An 18,264-nucleotide genomic window follows, 5' to 3' on the forward strand; every position below is an offset into this window, starting at 1 on the left:
TCACAGGTTCAAATCCTGTCCCCGCAACCAACACAAAACACAAAAGCCCTCCGACGGTGAAAACCACGGAGGGCTTTTGGCGTTCTGGTGCCTGATACAGCGACTGCACGGAGAGGCTTCAACTCTCCAGCGCCCGCTGAGCAAAGAGCGAGGATGCCCGCCAAGTCGCCGTGCAGAACTGCATCGAGACCACCCTCATCCTTCGGCGTCAGCTCGATCTTCTCAATCAGCGTGCGGATGAACTCCATCGCCTCATCCCTGTGCTCTATCTCTTCCAGAAGCGTCTCAAGCTCTTCCACCTTACGGCGGTAAACCGCGGCAAGGTTCGGATGCACCGAAATCTTCGGGGCGATCGAACCTGACGTTTGCTGAGCTGCGAGGCTCGCCTTCTCGGCTTCGAGCTCGGTCAGATGCGCCTTCATCGACGGCTGGTACAGGCCGTCCTCGATTGCGCGCATGATGCGGTCGATCGTGCGCTGAACACCGAGCTTCGCCTCCACCTCCGCGGCCCTGCCACTCGCCTCCTTGGTCAGACGCTTGACCTCATCGACTTTCGAGAAGGGCGTTCATGGAACGGTCTGCTTTCAGCGGCTGAAAGCAGCCGGCCGCCCATACCGATCAGGATCATGCCCATAGTGGCTTCGATGCCTGTCTTTGCTTTGGCGAAGATGCGCTTGGCAGCGCCGTGAGAGAACAGGAGCGCCAAGCCGCAATACCAAGCTGTCGACATGAGGGCCGCGACCACAAGAACTGCGATTTAGAACCACGAGGGCGCGTGGGCGGGCACCATGACCGTGAAGAAACTACCGTAGAAGGCAACCGACTTAGGGTTGGTCATGCAGACCAGATAGGGGAGACATCCGAGCCGGCCGCTCCGGCTTGCGACCCGGACCCTCGGCTGCTTGCGTGCGCGACCGCGGCGAGGGTATAACTGGCCTTGTTGCCGCGGAGCACGGAACCAGATGGCCGCACCGCCGGTTGGACGCGTGACCTTTCCCGTGAACGAAAGTCTCCTGCGGCGGCGCCTGACCGAACTCGAGGACGTAGGGAGCTGGGCGCCTAGTGCTCTTCCAGGGCTTGAGCGCTTTATCCGCACGGCCGACGACTATGATCTCTTTCGCGTCAACCCCATTCAGTACGCGAGCGCCAACGGGCTCAGCGAAGCGGACGGCATCGAGCTGTTCGTGCACGCTGCCAAGGTGGGCCTGTTCGAGATGGACTGGCTCCTCATCTGCGCGTATTGCCCACAGGTCGCCGGCAGCTTTCGCGAGCTCGACCAAGTCCATCCCCGCTTCCAGTGCGAGTTCTGCAACGCGCTCAACGACGTGGCGCTCGATGACTACATCCACGTCGCCTTTACGGTCTCAAGCGGCATCCGCGACATCGCATTCCGCCACCCCGAGATGTTGTCCGTCGAGGACTTCTATCTCCGCTATCACTTCGCCAGGGGCTTCAGGCCTCCGCACGGCAACACGCGCGAGCAGATCGTGGCAGCGCTCTCCCGCGGATTTGCCGACATCGAGGCCCAGCATCAACAAAAGTTCGACTTCGAGGTGACACCCGGCCGCTTCGAGGTGCTGGACCTGAACCATAAGCTCCTTCTGGTTCTCTTCGCGGGCGGGGAGCCAATCGAGCCGCAACGGACGCTGGTCCAGCTCGAGTCAGGCCGCTTCGTGGTCCCGGAGAGGCCTACGGAGCCGAGGGACATGGTGCTCGGCGACGGGCGCTTCTCGTTCCGGCAGACGGCCGATATCGGACCAGGCAAGCACACCATCACAATCGAGAACCACACAGGCGATCCTGGCCGCTTCTGGTTCCTGCAATATCCCTTAGGGTTCGAGCCGCACCGTGTCGAGTACGAGCCGTTCCTCTCCGGCAAGCGATTGCTGCTCACCTCATGCTTCGGCGAGCTTTATAAGACGCAGCTCGTGGACGAGGCAGAGAGCCTGACGGTCTCCGACATGACCTACTTGTTCACCGATCTGAAGGACTCGACGCCGCTGTATGAAAGCGTTGGTGACGTGAACGCATATTTCCTCGTTCGCCAGCACTTCGACATCCTGAACCGGATCATCCGGAGCAGGAGCGGCACGATCGTCAAGACGATCGGTGACGCCGTCATGGCCGGCTTCGGGCATCCGCAGGACGCCGTACGCGCCGCGATCGAGATGATCGAGGAGCTGTCGCGGTTCAACCAGACCGCCTCGCGGCCCCTGGGGCTCAAGGTCGGCGTGCATAGAGGGCGGGCCATCGCCGTCAGGCTCAACGACCGGATCGACTATTTCGGCCAGGACGTGAACATTGCCGCCCGCGTGCAAGGTCTCGCCGACGTCAACGAGGTCTGCATCACCGAAACGGTGATGGAGTCGCCGGGTGTCCGTGAAATCACCGGGAGCCGCGTGGTGTCACGGGAATACGAGAACCTGAAGGGCATCGGCCAGAAGATGGAGATCCACCGGCTGGCAATCGCCCCCACGCAGTGATCAGGCTTGCGGGACCCCGCCAAGGAGGACGCCTGCATACGAGATGTGGACGGGATCCCCCAGGCACCGTTAACGTCGCGGATCGCGACAACACATGACCATGGTTCGGGCCGATACACCGTGGGAGGAATCTTGAAAGCGACCGTCGGCACCTGGCTGAAACGGCTTGCGGCCGGCATGGCCCTCCTGGTGGCGCTGGCGTTGGGTCTCGTCGTGGCCGGACTGGCATTCCGGGCCTGGGATGCCCTGCGGGCTCCGCCGCTCGAGGCCTGGCACACCGTCGTTCCCGACGAGCCTGAAGCCGAGGCCATCGACGCCATGGATTGGGTGGCCTACCTGCGGAGGGAGGGGCAACTCATCGCCGACGTGAGGCGAGAGGTCTTCCGCGCGCCGGAGGACGGCGCGGCGCTCCCGGTCGACCGGTATGTCACCGGCAGCCCTGTCGACCCAGCGACATTCGCGACCGACTGGAACCGCTCCTACGTCATGGAGCCCGAGGGCTCGCCGGTCGGAGCCGCCGTATTCCTGCACGGCCTCACCGATGCCCCCTACAGCCTCCGTCACCTCGCCGCCGTCTACCGCGACCGCGGCTTCGTCGCCATCGGCATCCGCCTGCCCGGCCACGGCACCGTTCCGGCCGGCTTGACCAAGGTGGAATGGGAGGACTGGATGGCCGCTACCCGGCTGGCCGTGCGGGAGGCCGTCCGGCGTGCCGGATCCGGCAAGCGCCTGCATGTCGTCGGGTTCTCGAACGGCGGTGCCCTGGCAGTGAAGTACGCCCTCGACGCCGTCGCGGATGGCAGTCTGCCAAAGCCTGACCGCCTCATCCTGCTCTCGCCGATGATCGGGCTTACGGCCTTCGCCCGCTACGCCGGCCTTGCCGGGCTGCCTGCCTTCTTCCCGGCCTTCGCGCGGGCGGCCTGGCTCGACGTGCTGCCGGAATTCAACCCGTTCAAGTACAATTCCTTCCCGGTGAACGCGGCGCGGCAGGCCTACCAGGTGACGCAGGAGGTCCAGGATCGGATCAACCAGGCTGCCGCCGACGGCAGCATAGCCGCCCTTCCGCCGATCCATACGTTCCAGTCGGTGGCCGACTTCACCGTCAGCACCCGGGCAATCGTCACGGGCCTGTATGCGCGGCTTCCCGCCAACGGCAGCGAGCTGACGCTGTTCGACCTCAACCGCGCCATCGGCCTCGGCCCCCTGCTCGACCGCTCCATGGACACGATCGTCGGGCGGCTGCTGCCGCCGGCCCCGCGGGCCTTCAGGACGACGCTCGTCACGAATGCCGACCCGTCCACGCTGGAGGCCGTCGAACGGGCCGTCGAGAGCGGCGCAACCGAGGAGGCGGTGACGCCCACGGGGCTGTCGTTCCCGCCCACGGCCTTCTCGCTCTCCCATGTCGCCCTGCCATTCCCGGTCACGGATCCGCTCTATGGCTCGCAGCCGGGCCCGGGGGAACGCTTCGGCATCAATCTCGGCGCGCTGACGCCCCGCGGCGAGCGCGGCGTCCTGATCGTCTCGCTCGATGCGCTGGTGCGCATCTCGTCGAACCCATTCTACCCCTACATCGAGCGCAGGGTGATCGAGGGCATCGACCGGCCTCTGCGATAGGCCCCGGGGTTCAGCCGTCCGAAAGGGACCGCACCATCTCCGGCAGGGAGCAGCTCCGGCCTCGCTGGGGCGGGCGATGGCTACTGCGCCGGTCCGACGGGGTCTGCCCTGACCAACGCCTGAAGGCACGGGTGAAGGCGCTGTGCTCGGTGTAGTTCAGGGCGTGGGCGATCTCGGTGAGCGACAGGTCGGTCGCGGCGAGCAGCTTGCAGGCAATCTCGCAGGCGTCAGGGTGGCATCAGTGCCGATTCAGGACAATTCCTCCCCCTCCCCAGGGTTAGACCTGATGGACCCGTGGGTTGCGACGGGTATGCTCAAGGTCACGGAGGCCGGGGTTGTCGCCCCTAACGAGCACATTCCATGCCGGAGCCGGTGAGCGAGCACCGGATTCGATCACCCAAAGGGTGCAGTCCGCACCCTGAAGGAGCCGATACGCCGGCAACAAGGATCGCTGACCGCTCCCGAGGACGCCGTCGTCGCCGGGGCACTGACCGGAGCGATGCGCGGATCAGGGGCACCAGGAGTGGCAGTCATCGAGTAGCCGAGCGCACTTCGGGGAGATGGCCGATGCTGACAGGTCGTTTGACTCCAAGGGGCAATGCCATTCACGCGCAAGCCGGATCCATGGCGCCCGAGCCCGGCGAAGGCCGGGACATCAAGGTCCGGCAGGCGTCGACATATTTCGACGGGGCCGATGCCGCGCTCGATCGCGAGGCGCAAGCGAAGGAACTCAATTACCAATCATGGGACCTGGGCATCCTGCAGCTGGAACGGATTTCGCTGTTCCGCAGACCGGGAAGGACGCACCACCGCGGCAACCTGCGGGCCGATGATTGGCCCCGGGGAAGGGACATCGGGTCCGCCGCGTCGGCCTACTTGCAGCAGGGATCACCACCCGACCTGAATTTCCGCATCCTGATCGCGACCCTCGACGAGGGGGCATCCGAGCAGCTCCTGACCGCCTTCCTTCCGTGCACCCTGCTCAGGAAATCGGTGCTGTCGCAAAGCGCGGAACACATGGTGGCCCTGGATTCGTGGCAGGGTGCCATCATAGCAGGCCATCTCCTCTCGTTGGCCCGTGAGCTGCCTTCGATCCCGAAGGAGCACTGGCCGATGCTGGGGGCAGCGGCCTCCGCCCTGGTGCAGGCCTGCCTCGTTCCCACGCGCGGCAATCCCGCACGGACCGGCGCGCCGAAAGACACCGCCGTTCGCGAGCGGCTCCGGTGCGTCGTGAGACAGAACATGAAATCTCCGGATTTCGGACCGGAGGCGCTCAGGCGGCTTGTCGGGATGTCACGTTCCAAGCTCTATCGCATTTTCGGAGGGACCGGCGGCGTCGCGCGATGCATCCAGGACGAACGCCTCGACGTAGCCAGGCAACGCCTCGCCGACATCGGGGACACGACCCCGATCAGGACTTTGGCAAGCGAGGTCGGATTCATCGAACACTCGTCCTTCAGCAGGGCCTTCAAGCTTCGATACGGAACCAGTCCCACCGAATTCAGAGAGACGGTTCTGGCCCAACCTCGTTTCGACGCGCGTGACGATCGACATGACGCCGACAGCATGCCTGGATCGTGCAACCGATCTGCATGACATGGACCGGGTTCCGATCGAGCCGATTCGCGATGGTGTCGGCCAGGGCAGGGATCATGACCGCCGACGGAAGAGGCCGTTCCCGAAGCGCAGACAGGGATCCTGGCCCATCAAGGAGCCATGCGCCCCTGCGCCGCCGGGCAATGCCGCGAAAATCCTGCCGACATCCTGTCATCGTGATCTGACAATGCCGGAGAATCCGGCGACGGCCAGGAGGCTCAGGACCCATCCCACGATGGACTGGAAATAGTAATAACTCAGAGCCGATCCTCCGGAGGGCTTGGACGGATCGGGCCGCCAGTATGTCTTCTGATCCATCTCGAGCACCGGCAGGAGGACATCCAGCGAGTACATCCACGGATTGATCTCCGGATAGCTCGATGCCTCCCACTGCTGGCGGAAGCATGAGAACTGGGTTTGTCCGCTTTCGGCGCGTCCGTCCACGGCCGTCTGGGTCGCGGACAGGAAGCGCTGTTCCGATCGGTCCACTCCGCACATCGTCCATTCAGGCGATCGCAAGACGACAGCGCTGTTCGGCTTGAAGGCTCCCTGCCGTTCCGCATAGCCGAAGACCGCCACGCCAAGGGCCCAGAAGAAGGCGAGCCAGACCAAGGCGAGCAGAGGTTGGCGGCCATAGGCGACGGTGATGGCGAGTAGACCGTCCTTGACGGCTAGCATTGCACGCCACAGGGCGTGCCGTGCGCGCCGGCGACGGGCTCGCCGCTGAAGCCGCTCCTTCTCGATGAGCACCGTCGTGGCGTCCTCATCATGGCCCATCTCCCGGAAGACCGATGCAAGTTGCTCATAGGGTTGCGGCCAGAATTCCTCTCCGCGTCCATCCGGCACCTGTCGTGACAGCCACTCGAGGCGTCCCTCTGCATCGACCGGACCATCGATGAAGGCGCCATAGCGACAGCGGTTCAAGAGAAGTTCACCCTTTTTCGGCCAGCATGGTGCTTCGTCATGCAGAGTACCTACCGAGGCTCCTGTCATGGCCAGTGTCCCATCGATCCTTGCCTCTTTGCGCAGAAAGAACGCGCCTTCCACCAAGACGCGGCTTAGTTGCAGAGCATCGCGGCCGGAGTTGGTGATGACCGTGGAGGTGCAGTCCAGGTCACCCGCGATCCGCGCACCTGTGAGCCGGACTTCGCCCGTGACATTGCCCGAGCGCAGCAGGAAACCGCCCTGCACTTGGATTGCGTCGGCAGCAATGGCGACTTCGTCGGGACGGAAGATGGTCGATCCGGCACAATCGAAACTGGCTTCGAGCCGCGCACCGCGCAGGTTGACGCCGCCACGGAAATCCGCGTCCCGACAGAAGACATTGCGCACTTCCAAACCCTCGGCATTGAGCGCAAATCCGCCGGGCGACTGGATCACCGCACCGTCGCAAACGAGATTGCCACCGAGCCGTGAATCGGTGAGGCGAACCTCGCCGTTGGCATGTGAGCCGCGCAGATAAAGCCCGCCCCGGACCTCGAGCCGCTCGGCCTGGAAGCCCGGCAGTGACGACCCGTCCAGGAACAGACGATCGATGATCGCCGACCTGAAGACCGGAACGGCATCGAAGCGGCAATCCTTCAGACGGATATCACGAGACACCCGGCAGCCTTCGAGGTCGAGAACACCCTGGATCCAGGCCCCGCTGATCCTGACGCCCTTTTCGTGCGGGCGATAGCCCTCCTCGCCACCCAGCAGGAGAAAGCGTAGGAAGGAGGCGCGGACGGCGCGCGCGGGATCATCCGCGCCCGGTCGCACGCCGTCACCCAGACGATCAAGCCCACCGCTCGGAAGGCGGGATAGAACCACCTCCTCAGCCGGCAGCAAAGGACGGAAGCCGTCAAGAGTGGCGCCCACGGTCGACCATGGCTGTCCATCCATGCTTCTTGGAACGATCTGATCGCCATTCATGGGATGGCCTGGAGGAATACTTCGTCAACTCTGACAACGAACGCCATCACCACATTCACACCATCGGTCCGAAGCATGGCCGGGTGCTGCCCATGTCTCCACGGCTGACCACGCCGCCTCATTCGATATGCGACATTGCGCCAGCCCTCTGGTCACGGGCAGTCGCGGGCTGCGCCCTGAGGGATTTCACCCGCTGGCCCGGGTGAAGGGCCAGGACGCCGCCGGTCACGACGACGTCGTCCGGGTCGAGCCCCTGCGAGACGATCACCCGGTCGGAATCAAAGCGCAGAATGTCGACATTTCGCAGGGAGACGGTCGACGTCGCAGGATCGACGATCCACATGGCCGACGATGGCCCGGACCATGTGAGGGCGCTCGCCGGAACCGCGACGACAGCCGGCGAGCGCAGTTCGATCGTCCCGATGACGGTCGATCCCAGCCGCATGGCCTCCGGAGGATCTTGCAGGCTGACCCGGACCTGGAAGGTGCGGGTCACGGGGTCGGCCTGCGCCGCGATCTCGCGCACGCGCCCGACGGCGACGACGGAACGATCGTCGGCGAGGGCCACGCGGATCACCGGATCCGTCGCCTGCTGATCGAGAAAACGCGCAGGGACGTTGAATAAGGCATCGCGCCCATCGTCGCGGGCTAGTTGCACGACGGTCTGGCCTGCCTGCACGACTTCGCCGGGCTCGGCGCTTCGGGCCGTCACCACACCGGCGGTGTCGGATCGAAGCTCCGTGAAGGCAAGGCGATCGCGTGCCAGCCCGACTCTCGCTTCGGCATCCTCGAGGCCGGCTTCGGCGGTGTTCTTTGCCTGCAAGGCCTGGTCGAAACGCGGCCGGGTCGTAAAACCCTGTGTCATGAGCTCGTCCTGGCGGTCGAAGGCATTGCGTGCTGTGCTCACCTCACCTCTCGCAGCCGCCAACGCGGCCTTCGCGGCGCTCAGGGCGTTCTGTTCGGTCTGCGGGTCCAGGCGGGCGACAAGCTGGCCCGCCGCGATCCTGTCGCCGACGTTCACGGGACGCTCGACAACGCGGCCGCCGATGCGGAACGCAAGTGCGACGTTGTTCTCCGCCTGGATCTCGCCCGATAGCTGGATATCGTTCACCAGCTTGCTCGCCTCCACCGAGATGACTTCGACCGGCCGGCCGACACCCGGCAATGGCGTTTCACTTCGACCGCATGCGGCCAGTCCTGAAAGCAATGCGGCAATCATAGCCGGCCCCAGCTGGACCGATGCGGCCAATCGTGAAGCGAGGACGGTGATAACGGTCATGATCGGGACGCTCCCGCAGCCGTCGAACTGGCCGCCAAAGCGCCGGCGGCGGACGAACGCCTGTCGAACAACGTGACATAAAGCGTGGGCAGCAGGATCAGGGTGAGGACCGTGGCGACCAAGAGCCCCCCCATGATCGCATAGGCCATCGGCCCCCAGAAAACCGTCGGTGCGATCGGGATCATGCCGAGGACGGTGGAGATGGCCGTCAGCATGATCGGGCGGAACCGCGTCGTGCTGGCATCGAGCGCAGCCTCCGCGACGCCCTTTCCGGCAGCTCTCTCCGCCTCGATCTGCCCGATGAGGATGACGGCATTCTTCGTGATGATGCCGATCAGGGCGAGAACGCCAAGCAGCGCCACGAAGCCAAGGGGCTTGCCCGAGATCAACAGTGCCCCGACGACGCCGATAAGGCCGAGCGGGGCGATGCAAAGGACCAGGGCGAGCAGCTTGAAGCTGCGCAACTGTGCCATGAGGACAGTCAGCATGATCAGGAGCATCAACGGGACCACCGCGATCACAGATGCCTGCGACTTCGCGCTCTCCTCGACCGTTCCGCCGACATCGATCCGGTATGAGGGCGGCAGGGTCCGCCTCAGTTCATCGATGTTCGGCATCAGGGCGGAGACGGCCGTTTCAGGAAGGATACCGGGCGCGACATCGGCGGCGACCGTGAGGGTCGGCACCCGGTCCCGACGCCAGACCAGGGGAGTATCGAGCCCATAGCTGAACGTGACGAACTGCGACAGCGGCACGGATCGGCCACCCGGCAAGGCGACTTGCATGGTCCTTAACGTCTCGATCGAAGCCCGCTCGTCCTCCCTCGCGCGCGCAACGACGTTGACGAGATAGATGCTGTCACGCACCTGGGTGACGACGGTTCCTGACACGACCGTGTTGAGAATGGTCGCGAGCGCCGCCGAGCTGAGGCCAAGGCGCCTCGCCTCATCCTGGTCGACCCGCAATTGAAGCTTGCGCGCGGGCTCGATCCAATCGAAATTGACCTGCTTGGCCTGCGGATTCGAAGCAACGACCTGGGCAAGCTTCATGGCAATGGTGCGGACCTCGCCGATGTCAGGGCCTGTCACGCGGTATTGCAGCGGCCAGCCGACAGGCGGTCCGAGCTCCAGGGGGTACACCCGCGCGACCAGATTCGGGAACTCGTTGGCCAACATCGCTTCCAGCTTCGCCTGAAGTCTTTCCCGGGCCGGCACGTCCTTTGCGACGATCACGGCCTGGCTGAAGAAATCGTTCGGGAGCTGGACATTCAGGGGAAGGTAGAAGCGGATCGCGCCGCGGCCGACGTAGGTGCTCCATCGCTCGACATCGGCATCGTCCTTCAAGGCGGCGTCGAAGCGACGGACGAGATCCTCGCTCGCGAAGATCGAGGCGTTCTGGGGCATCGTCAGGTCGACAAGAAGCTCAGGACGGTCCGAGGCCGGGAAGAACTGACGCGGCACGAGTGGAAGAGCCAAAAGCGAGGCGGCGAACAGGCCGACGCTGACGGCAATGGTGAGCCAGCGAGCGGCAATCGCGCCGGACAGGAGCCGTCGGAACAGCATGACCGCGCGGCCGGGCGACGGATCGGTCGAGGCGGTCTTCGGCCTGGACAGCATCGCGACGCCGAGCACCGGCGCGAACACCACCGCCACGAGCCAGGAGATGACCAGCGCAATGCTGACCACGGCAAAGAGGGAAAACGTATACTCGCCCGCCGAGCTCGCGGCGAAGCCGATCGGGACGAATCCGGCGATCGTCACCAGTGTGCCGGCCAGCATCGCCATGGCATACCGCTCGAAGGCATAGGTCGCGGCCTTCTCCTTCTCGTCGCCCGCCGCGAGGCGGGTCACCATGGCGTCGGTGGTCGTCATGGCATCGTCGACGAGCAGGGCCAGCGCGATGATCAACGCCCCCAGTGAGATGCGCTGCATGTCGATGTCGACGACATCCATGATGGCCAGCACGGCGGCGAGCGTCAGCGGAATGGACAGGGCGACGACCAGTCCGGGCCGGACCCCGAGGCTGACGAAGCTCGCGACGAGGATGATGGCAACCGACTGCCAAAGCGACGTCATGAAATCGGCGATCGCGTGATCGACGGTCACGGCCTGGTCTGCAACGAGATGCGGTTCGATGCCGTGCGGCAGGTTGGCGACAATCCCCGTCATCGCCTTCCTGACATTGTCGCCGAGCGCCAGGATATCGCCGCCGTCCCGCATGGCGATGCCGAGCCCGATCGCCTCCTGCCCATTGACGCGAAACATCGGCTGCGGCGGGTCGGCAGGACCGCGCTGAACGGTTGCGATATCGGCCAACCGAACCATCCGGTCCCCCACCGGGAAGTTCACGTCGAGAAGATCGGCTTCGGTCTCAAAGGCCCCGGACACGCGCAGGGCCATGGTCTCGTCCCGTGTTTGGAGCACACCCGCCGGACGCACGATGTTCTGGCTCTGCAAGGCCGTCAGCAGAGCCGTTCGATCGATGCCCAGATTGGCCAGTTCCCTCACCGAGAATTCGACGAAGATCCGTTCGTCCTGGGCGCCGATGATTTCGATCTTGGACACGTCGGGGACGAGCAGGAGCCTGGACCGGATGTCCTCGACGTAATCCCTTAACTCCCGACGGGTGAAGCCATCGGAGGTGAAGCCATAGATGATGCCGAACGTGTCGCCGAACCGATCGTTGAAGAATGGTCCAAGCGTGCCGGTCGGCAACGTGTGGCGGATATCGGTCACCAGGTTGCGAACTTGAAACCAGGTGTCCTGCACATCCGATCCCGGGACCGATTGCTTCAGGTTGACGAAGATCGTGGTCAACCCCGGCGTGGTCGAGCTTCGGAGGAAGTCGAGGCCCGGTGTTTCCTCGAGCTGGCGCTCGAGCCGTTCCGTGACCTGCGTCAGGGTATCTTCCATCGTCGCGCCCGGCCAGGCCGCGGAGACGACCATCGTCTTGATGACGAACGAGGGATCCTCGTTTCGGCCAAGGCGATAGAACGCCAGAAGGCCGGCGGCGACAGCCACGATCATGAGATAGATCACGACGGAGCGGTTCCTCAGGGCCAATCCCGACAGGTTGAAGGTCATTGCGATACCGTCCCGGGCAGCTTCACGGATTGACCCTCGCGCAGGAGATTGGCGCCTGCAGTCACGACGATGTCGCCTGCGGAGAGCCCCTTCGCGACGAGAGTGGTTGCGGGGCCGGCACCGATCACGTCGAGATTGCGCCAGGCGACTTTAGTCGTGCTTGGATCGACTACCCACACACCGCTGTCCGGCCCCCGCCGCACCAGTGCGGTGGAGGGGATCGTCAGCGCCGTTTGCCCGCGCCCCCGGAGAATGCCGGTGACAGCCGTGCCAAGCCTGAGCGATTGGGGCGGATCGGTGAGGCCGACGCGGACGGCGAAGGTTCGAGTCACAGGATCGGCCTGCGGGGCGATCTCCCGAATCCGTCCGTGAACCTTGACGTTCGGGTCGCTCGCCAGGCTGACGACGACCTCGACGTCCGGCGCTGCCGCCCGCGCCAGGTCGGCTGGTATCTCGAAAACGGCATCGCGACCATCCCGTCGTGCGAGCTGCACGATCATCCGGCCGGCGGAAACCACCTCGCCGGGCTCCGCACCGACTGCCGTGACCGTGCCAGGCGCATCGGCTCTCAGGGTGGTGAACCCGACGGTATCCTCGGCTGTGCTGACACGGGCCTGAGCCCCGTCCACCTGTGCCTGTGCCGCCGTGCGCGCCTGTTCGGCGGCCTCGAAATCGGATTGTGTCGTGATGCCGCGTTCGACGAGATGCCGCTGCCGTTGATACTGGTTGTCCGCTTGTCTCAACACGCCCTGGGCCGCCGTCAGCGCCGCCTGAGCGGAGCGGAGCTCGTTGAGCTCGTTCTCCGGGTCGAGACGGGCGACCTCCTCCCCTTCGCCCACCGTCACCCCGACGCGGGCAGGCCTTTCGATCAGCCGGCCGCCCAACCTGAACGACAGGGAAGCCCGATCCTGGGGTTCGACATGGCCCGCGAAATTGACATCTGCTGACTTGGCAGGAGGCTCGACCACCATGACACGGGCAGGCCGCACCGGAGCCGGCGCCTCGACCTCCGCCTGGCAAGCGGCGCACCAGAGCGCGAGGGCAACCGGAACGGCGACTTGCAAGGGAGGACGAGCGCCGGAATCCCGCAACATATCCCACATCCTGCTTGGGTCGCTCTGGACCTTGGGTCACTCCTGCAAGTCACGGGCGGACCCGATTCCGACGGCACTGGGCCGCAATCAGCGGGATGTCCGACCGATGTCCGCAATCCACTCCCAGGACCTGTCACGCTTACGCACTAGGTTAAGGGTATCAGAAACTCCCGATGGTGCAGATTAACTCATCATCCCAATCCTATGCGCTGCATCCCATTTTTGGATCACGGCCCTCTCCTGATGCGGTCCGTCCCAAAAAATTGGGACGGCTCGCCTAGGTCTGGGACGCTGCGCCGATGCATTTCCGGCCGCGCAAGCTAAGCTCACGTGGATCGCGGCCGGCACTCGTTGCGTCCATGCGGCTTTGGCAAGGCGATCCCTGGCGCGACGATCATTTCGCTTGAGGCTAGAGCGATGGCAAGCATTCACACGGCGCCCAAGTCTCTGGACCCTCAGCCTAAGACCTTCATGCAGCGGTTTCTCGACGGAGTTGAACGGGTAGGGAACATGGTTCCTCACCCGGTGGTCATTTTCCTGATCCTGATCGCCATCGTCATCGTGCTCTCGGCCGTGCTCAGCCTGTTCGGGGCGGCGGTCTCCTTCGAGCGCATCAACCCGGACACGCACAAGGTCGAGACCGCGACCACGGAGATCCGCAGCCTGCTGAACACGGACGGCATCCGCTTCATCTACGCGTCGCTGATCCCGAATTTCATGAGCTTCACCGCGGTCGGGCTGATGATCGTCGCGATGATCGGCGCCGGGGTGGCGGAAGAGTCCGGTCTGGTCACTGCGCTGATCCGCAAGCTCGTCATCGTCTCGCCGGCCTGGGCGCTGACCTATATTCTGTCCTTCGTCGGCATCATTTCCAGCATCGCGGCCGATGCCGGCTATCTGGTGCTGATCCCGCTCGCCGGCATCGCCTATCTCGCCGTCGGGCGGCATCCGCTCGCCGGCCTCGCGCTCGGCTTCGCTGCCGTGGCCGCGGCATTCACCGTCAACATGCTGATCAAGCCGCTCGACGCCGTCCTCGTCGAATTCACCAACGATGCGGCCCATCTCGTCGATCCCAACCGTTCCATCGGCCTTACCTCGAATATCTGGTTTTCCTTCGCCTCGGTGCTGTTCCTTACCGTTGTCATCGCTTTCATCACCGACCGCGTGATCGCGCCCCGTCTGGGCACATACGATCCGAAGCTCGCAGCCGACGGAACAACGACGGACCAGAGTGCGGTCCTTTCAGAGCAGGAATCGCGGGGCCTGCGTTTCGCCGGGATCGGATTGCTCGGGCTGATCGCGGTCTTCTGCCTCCTGACCATTCCTTCGGGCGCACCCTTGCGCAATCCCGACACGCGGGAACTCATCGGCAATTCGCCCTTCATGAACGGGCTGATCGCGCTGATCATGCTGATGTTCCTCGTCACCGGCTGGTCCTATGGCATCGGGGCCGGCACGTTGAGGACCTTGTCCGAGGTGATCGCGGCGATCGAGAAGTCGATCAAGAGCCTCGGCGGCACGATCTTCCTGTTCTTCGTCCTGAGCCAGTTCGTTGCCTATTTCACCTATACCAACATGGGCACGGTGATGGCGCTCAGCCTGTCGGGGGCTCTGCAGGCGGCCAATATCGGCGCGCTGCCGCTGCTCCTCGGCTTCATCGTCGTCGTCGCGATCATCGACCTGCTGCTGACCGGCGCCATCGCCAAATGGGCGATCTTCGCCCCGGTCTTCGTGCCGTTGCTCATGAAGCTCGGGGTCGAGCCGGAGGCGGTGCTCGCGGCCTATCGCGTCGGTGACTCGCCGATGAATGCGATTACGCCGCTGAACGCCTATTTCGCCCTCGTCGTCGGGTTTGCGCAGAAATACGACAGGTTCGCAGGCGTCGGCACCGTCGTATCGCTGATGCTGCCTTATGTCGTCTGGATCTTCGTGCTCTGGACGGCCCTCTTCGCCATCTGGAAGATGCTCGGGCTCCCATGGGGTCTGTGAGCTGACTCCGACGATCGCCCGACAAAGGCCGGAGCAATGCAACCGCAAGCAACGGAATGAGACGATGAGCAGCCCTGCGATTCCCCTCGATGTCGCCGCCGCGGAAGATCACCTCATGCGGTTCCTCTCTGTTGAAGGCGTGACCGGGCAGGAGGCCGCAATCGCTGCGGCCGTGTCCGACGAGCTCAGAAAGGTGGGCGTGCCGGCCTCCGCGATCCGCTTCGACGAAGCGCACAAGCGCATTCCTCTTCCCACCGAGACCGGCAATCTGATCGTCGATCTGCCGGGAACGCGGCCTGGACCGCGCCTGTTGTTCTCGACCCATCTCGACACCGTGCCGCTCTGCGCCGGCGCCAAGCCGAGGCGCGAGGGCGACCGGATCGTCGGAGACGGCACGACGGCGCTGGGCGGAGACAATCGCACGGGCTGCGCCATCCTCGTCGTCCTTGCGGAAACATTGCTGAAGCACAAGCTGCCGCATCCGCCGATCACCCTGCTCTTCACCGTTCGCGAAGAGAGCGGCCTGCACGGCGCGCGCGAGCTCGATCCCGCCGATCTCGGCGGCGCAGCGATGTGCATCAACGTCGACGGCCAGGACCCGTCGGATCTGATCGTGGGGGCTGTCGGCCAGGAGAACTGGCAGGTCGAGATCGTCGGCAAGGCCTCGCATGCGGGCGTCGCGCCGGAGAAGGGCATTTCGGCGACGCTGGTCGGCGCCATCGCCCTGACCGATGCAAAGCGCGAAGGATGGTTCGGCAAGGTGGTGAAGGCCGGGGACAGGGGCACGAGCAACGTCGGAATCTTCGGCGGCAAAAATGACAAGCCAGCAGGCGATGCGACCAATGTCGTGACCGATTACGTCTTCATCAAAGGGGAGGCGAGAAGCCCGACATCAGCGTTCGCGACAGCAATCGCCAAGGGCTACGAGCAGGCTTTCCGGAAGGGACGAGAAGAGGTGAAGGACGATGAAGGCGACATGGCCAAAGTCACCTTCACCCATACCCCATCCTATCCGCCCTTCAATCTCGACGAGACTTCGCCCGTGGTGCAACGCGCGACCAAGGCCATGACGATGCTCGGCCTCAAGCCGAACTACCTGTTCTCGAATGGCGGCCTCGACGCCAACTGGCTCGACAAGCACGGCGTTCCGACCGTCACTATCGGCGCCGGCCAGGCGGAGATTCATACGATCAAGGAGTATGTGAACCTGCCGGAATTCGCGACCGGCTGCCGCCTCGCGCTGCTGCTGGCCACGATCGAGGACTAGATGGGCAGCGGCAGCGACATGCTCGGCTCGAGGAGACATGGCACCCGCACGCTCCGATACTCCGCCCCTTCCGCATTCTCAGCCAACTGGGCTAGCCGGGAGATGAGCGATTGAGCCCGATCACGTCCATCGCCATCGTCATCGCCCTGGCTGTCTTCCTATTCATCTTGAACAAGCTGCCGGTGGTCATCGTCGCCATGGCAACGGCGCTGGCGTTGTGGGCGACGCAGGTTCTCACCCTGAACCAGGCCCTGGGTGGCTTTGGCGACCCGGCCGTCATCTTCATCGCCTGCCTCTTCATCGTCAGCGCCGGCCTCGAGACCACCGGCGTGACGGCCTGGGCTGGTCAGCTTCTGATCCGGGGTGCAGGACAGGAGAGCCGGACGCGCCTTCTTCTTCTCACCATGAGCCTGGTGGCCGTGCTGACCGCCATGATCAGTGTCAACGGCGCCGTTGCGGCCCTGCTGCCGGTCGTGGTCGTCATGGCGGTGCGTCTGAAGCGGAAATCGTCGCAGCTCCTGATGCCGCTGGTGTTCTCCGCCCATGCGGGCTCGATGCTCGCCCTCACCGGCACGCCGGTGAACGTCCTCGTCTCCGAGGCGGGATCGGATGCCGGAGTCGGCGGGTTCGGCTACTTCGAGTTCGCACTCGTCGGCCTTCCGCTGCTCGCCGGCACGATGGCGATCATCGTCCTCTTCGGCGAACGCCTTCTGCCACAGCGCAACGGCGCCAAGATGCCGGCCGATCTCAGCCGCCATGCCAGGACCCTGGTGGAGCAATACGGCCTCGCAGATGGCATCTTTCAGCTGCGTATGCGCGCCACCTCGCCTTATGTCGGCCTCTCCGCGACGGAAATCGATCTTTCTGCCTTTCCGGACGTGCATATCGTCGCCTTTCAGGAAGGCGAGAGCGGCGCTCCGTTCCGGCGACCGTTGAGGGACGGGGACCACATGCTGGTCCGCGGCACCGCCGACGCCGCAGCCCTGCTCGCTGCGAAGATGCATCTCTCCTTTCGCGAAGGCACCATCGCCGGTCACGGCGAGGAAACCCTGTTCAACCGCCGTTCCGGCCTGGCCGAAGTGGTGATTCCGCCGCGCTCGGGCCTGATCGGACAAACGGTGTTTCCAGGGATGGTCACCGACAGCGGCGACCTCATCGTCCTGGCCGTGCAGCGGGCTGGAGCGGAGATTGACGCAGACGGGCCTAAAGCCGGTGGCCGCGTCGCGTTGCGTGCCGGCGACACCTTGCTGCTCCAGGGAACCTGGAAGGCCCTCGATGTCCATCTCAGCGATCCGGACGTGCTGGTGGTCAACTCGCCCGAACTGGTGCGGCGCCAGGCTGTGCCTTTGGGGCCGGGAGCCTATCAGGCGATCGCCATCCTGGTTGCGATGGTCATTCTGCTCGCAACCGGGCTCGTGCCGCCCGCCGTCGCGGGCCTCCTCGCCGCCGGTGCGATGGTCCTGTCCCGGATCATGAGCGTCGAGCAATCTTACCGGGCGATCGACTGGACCACGGTGATCCTCGTCGGCGCGCTGATGCCGCTGTCGACGGCGATGGTGCAGACCGGGGCTGCGCAGCTCATGGCCGAGGGCCTCGTCCGCCTCATCGGGGGCGCGGGACCCCTTGCCCTCCTTGCCGGCCTCTTCGTGCTGACGGCCGTCATGGGCCAGTTGATCAGCAACACGGCGACGGCGCTCATCGTCATCCCGATCGGCATGGCGGCCGCATCGAGTATGGGCGTCTCGCCCCGTCCCGTTCTCATGAGCACGGCCGTTGCCGCGGCCGGTGCGTTCCTGACCCCCATTGCAACGCCGACCAACCTGATGGTCATGGGCCCGGGAGGATACGCCTTCGGCGATTACTGGAAGCTGGGATTGCCCCTGCTGATCTGGTTCTTCGTCGTCGCGGTCTTCCTCGTGCCGCTGATCTGGCGGTTCTGATCGGCCAG

Annotated in this window: 12 protein-coding genes; 6 read left to right on the forward strand and 6 right to left on the reverse strand. The window is 64.7% G+C overall.

Going from position 1 to position 18,264, the window contains the following annotated elements; all coding sequences use genetic code 11:
• Positions 1 to 8: 8 nt before the first annotated feature.
• Positions 9 to 500, reverse strand: coding sequence for a hypothetical protein (locus JKL46_RS22050; protein WP_201837394.1), 492 nt, complete (start codon positions 498 to 500; stop codon positions 9 to 11).
• Between the two features lie 462 nt (positions 501 to 962).
• On the opposite strand from JKL46_RS22050, the gene JKL46_RS22055 reads away from it, so the two are divergent.
• Together JKL46_RS22055 and JKL46_RS22060 are read left to right on the forward strand one after the other, a co-directional pair.
• Positions 963 to 2,483 (forward strand): adenylate/guanylate cyclase domain-containing protein, encoded by a 1,521-nt coding sequence (locus JKL46_RS22055; protein WP_201837396.1) that lies wholly within the window; start codon positions 963 to 965, stop codon positions 2,481 to 2,483.
• 132 nt (positions 2,484 to 2,615) lie between these two features.
• Entirely contained in the window at positions 2,616 to 4,097 is a 1,482-nt protein-coding gene (locus tag JKL46_RS22060) for an alpha/beta hydrolase (protein ID WP_425493290.1), read from the forward strand.
• A gap of 10 nt (positions 4,098 to 4,107) precedes the next feature.
• Here JKL46_RS22060 and JKL46_RS22065 read toward each other — a convergent pair whose 3' ends face one another.
• Positions 4,108 to 4,314, reverse strand: coding sequence for a helix-turn-helix domain-containing protein (locus tag JKL46_RS22065; RefSeq protein ID WP_201837542.1), 207 nt, complete (start codon positions 4,312 to 4,314; stop codon positions 4,108 to 4,110).
• A 350-nt stretch (positions 4,315 to 4,664) separates the two neighbouring features.
• Here JKL46_RS22065 and JKL46_RS22070 point away from each other — a divergent pair, with 350 nt between their 5' ends.
• Positions 4,665 to 5,693, forward strand: a complete 1,029-nt coding sequence (locus JKL46_RS22070) for an AraC family transcriptional regulator (RefSeq protein ID WP_201837398.1) — start codon at positions 4,665 to 4,667, stop codon at positions 5,691 to 5,693.
• Between the two features lie 171 nt (positions 5,694 to 5,864).
• Here JKL46_RS22070 and JKL46_RS22075 read toward each other — a convergent pair whose 3' ends face one another.
• From JKL46_RS22075 to JKL46_RS22090, 4 genes are all read right to left on the reverse strand, one after another.
• Positions 5,865 to 7,604: a hypothetical protein gene (locus tag JKL46_RS22075; protein ID WP_246529455.1), complete on the reverse strand. Its 1,740-nt coding sequence runs from the start codon at positions 7,602 to 7,604 to the stop codon at positions 5,865 to 5,867.
• A 118-nt stretch (positions 7,605 to 7,722) separates the two neighbouring features.
• Entirely contained in the window at positions 7,723 to 8,883 is a 1,161-nt protein-coding gene (locus tag JKL46_RS22080) for an efflux RND transporter periplasmic adaptor subunit (RefSeq protein WP_201837402.1), read from the reverse strand.
• Positions 8,880 to 11,966: an efflux RND transporter permease subunit gene (locus JKL46_RS22085; RefSeq protein WP_210381431.1), complete on the reverse strand. Its 3,087-nt coding sequence runs from the start codon at positions 11,964 to 11,966 to the stop codon at positions 8,880 to 8,882. The genes JKL46_RS22080 and JKL46_RS22085 overlap by 4 nt, the downstream gene beginning before the upstream one ends.
• Positions 11,963 to 13,060, reverse strand: coding sequence for an efflux RND transporter periplasmic adaptor subunit (locus tag JKL46_RS22090; RefSeq protein WP_246529456.1), 1,098 nt, complete (start codon positions 13,058 to 13,060; stop codon positions 11,963 to 11,965). The genes JKL46_RS22085 and JKL46_RS22090 overlap by 4 nt, the downstream gene beginning before the upstream one ends.
• A 471-nt stretch (positions 13,061 to 13,531) precedes the next feature.
• Here JKL46_RS22090 and JKL46_RS22095 point away from each other — a divergent pair, with 471 nt between their 5' ends.
• The 3 genes from JKL46_RS22095 (at position 13,532) to JKL46_RS22105 (ending at position 18,256) form a co-directional block, all read left to right on the forward strand.
• Positions 13,532 to 15,049, forward strand: coding sequence for an AbgT family transporter (locus tag JKL46_RS22095; protein ID WP_425493291.1), 1,518 nt, complete (start codon positions 13,532 to 13,534; stop codon positions 15,047 to 15,049).
• A gap of 64 nt (positions 15,050 to 15,113) precedes the next feature.
• Positions 15,114 to 16,316, forward strand: a complete 1,203-nt coding sequence (locus tag JKL46_RS22100) for a M20/M25/M40 family metallo-hydrolase (protein WP_201837408.1) — start codon at positions 15,114 to 15,116, stop codon at positions 16,314 to 16,316.
• 110 nt (positions 16,317 to 16,426) lie between these two features.
• Positions 16,427 to 18,256 (forward strand): SLC13 family permease, encoded by a 1,830-nt coding sequence (locus JKL46_RS22105; protein ID WP_201837410.1) that lies wholly within the window; start codon positions 16,427 to 16,429, stop codon positions 18,254 to 18,256.
• Positions 18,257 to 18,264: the final 8 nt, after the last annotated feature.

The organism is Microvirga zambiensis WSM3693 (assembly GCF_016735695.1).
Taxonomy (GTDB): Bacteria; Pseudomonadota; Alphaproteobacteria; order Rhizobiales; family Beijerinckiaceae; genus Microvirga; species Microvirga zambiensis.

Coding starts and splice junctions, on each gene's coding strand:
- JKL46_RS22080 (WP_201837402.1), bottom strand. CDS start 8,883: ATGACCGTTATCACCGTCCTCGCTTCACGATTGGCCGCATCGGTCCAG.
- JKL46_RS22055 (WP_201837396.1), top strand. CDS start 963: ATGGCCGCACCGCCGGTTGGACGCGTGACCTTTCCCGTGAACGAAAGT.
- JKL46_RS22075 (WP_246529455.1), bottom strand. CDS start 7,604: ATGAATGGCGATCAGATCGTTCCAAGAAGCATGGATGGACAGCCATGG.
- JKL46_RS22085 (WP_210381431.1), bottom strand. CDS start 11,966: ATGACCTTCAACCTGTCGGGATTGGCCCTGAGGAACCGCTCCGTCGTG.
- JKL46_RS22095 (WP_425493291.1), top strand. CDS start 13,532: ATGCAGCGGTTTCTCGACGGAGTTGAACGGGTAGGGAACATGGTTCCT.
- JKL46_RS22100 (WP_201837408.1), top strand. CDS start 15,114: ATGAGCAGCCCTGCGATTCCCCTCGATGTCGCCGCCGCGGAAGATCAC.
- JKL46_RS22070 (WP_201837398.1), top strand. CDS start 4,665: ATGCTGACAGGTCGTTTGACTCCAAGGGGCAATGCCATTCACGCGCAA.
- JKL46_RS22090 (WP_246529456.1), bottom strand. CDS start 13,060: ATGTTGCGGGATTCCGGCGCTCGTCCTCCCTTGCAAGTCGCCGTTCCG.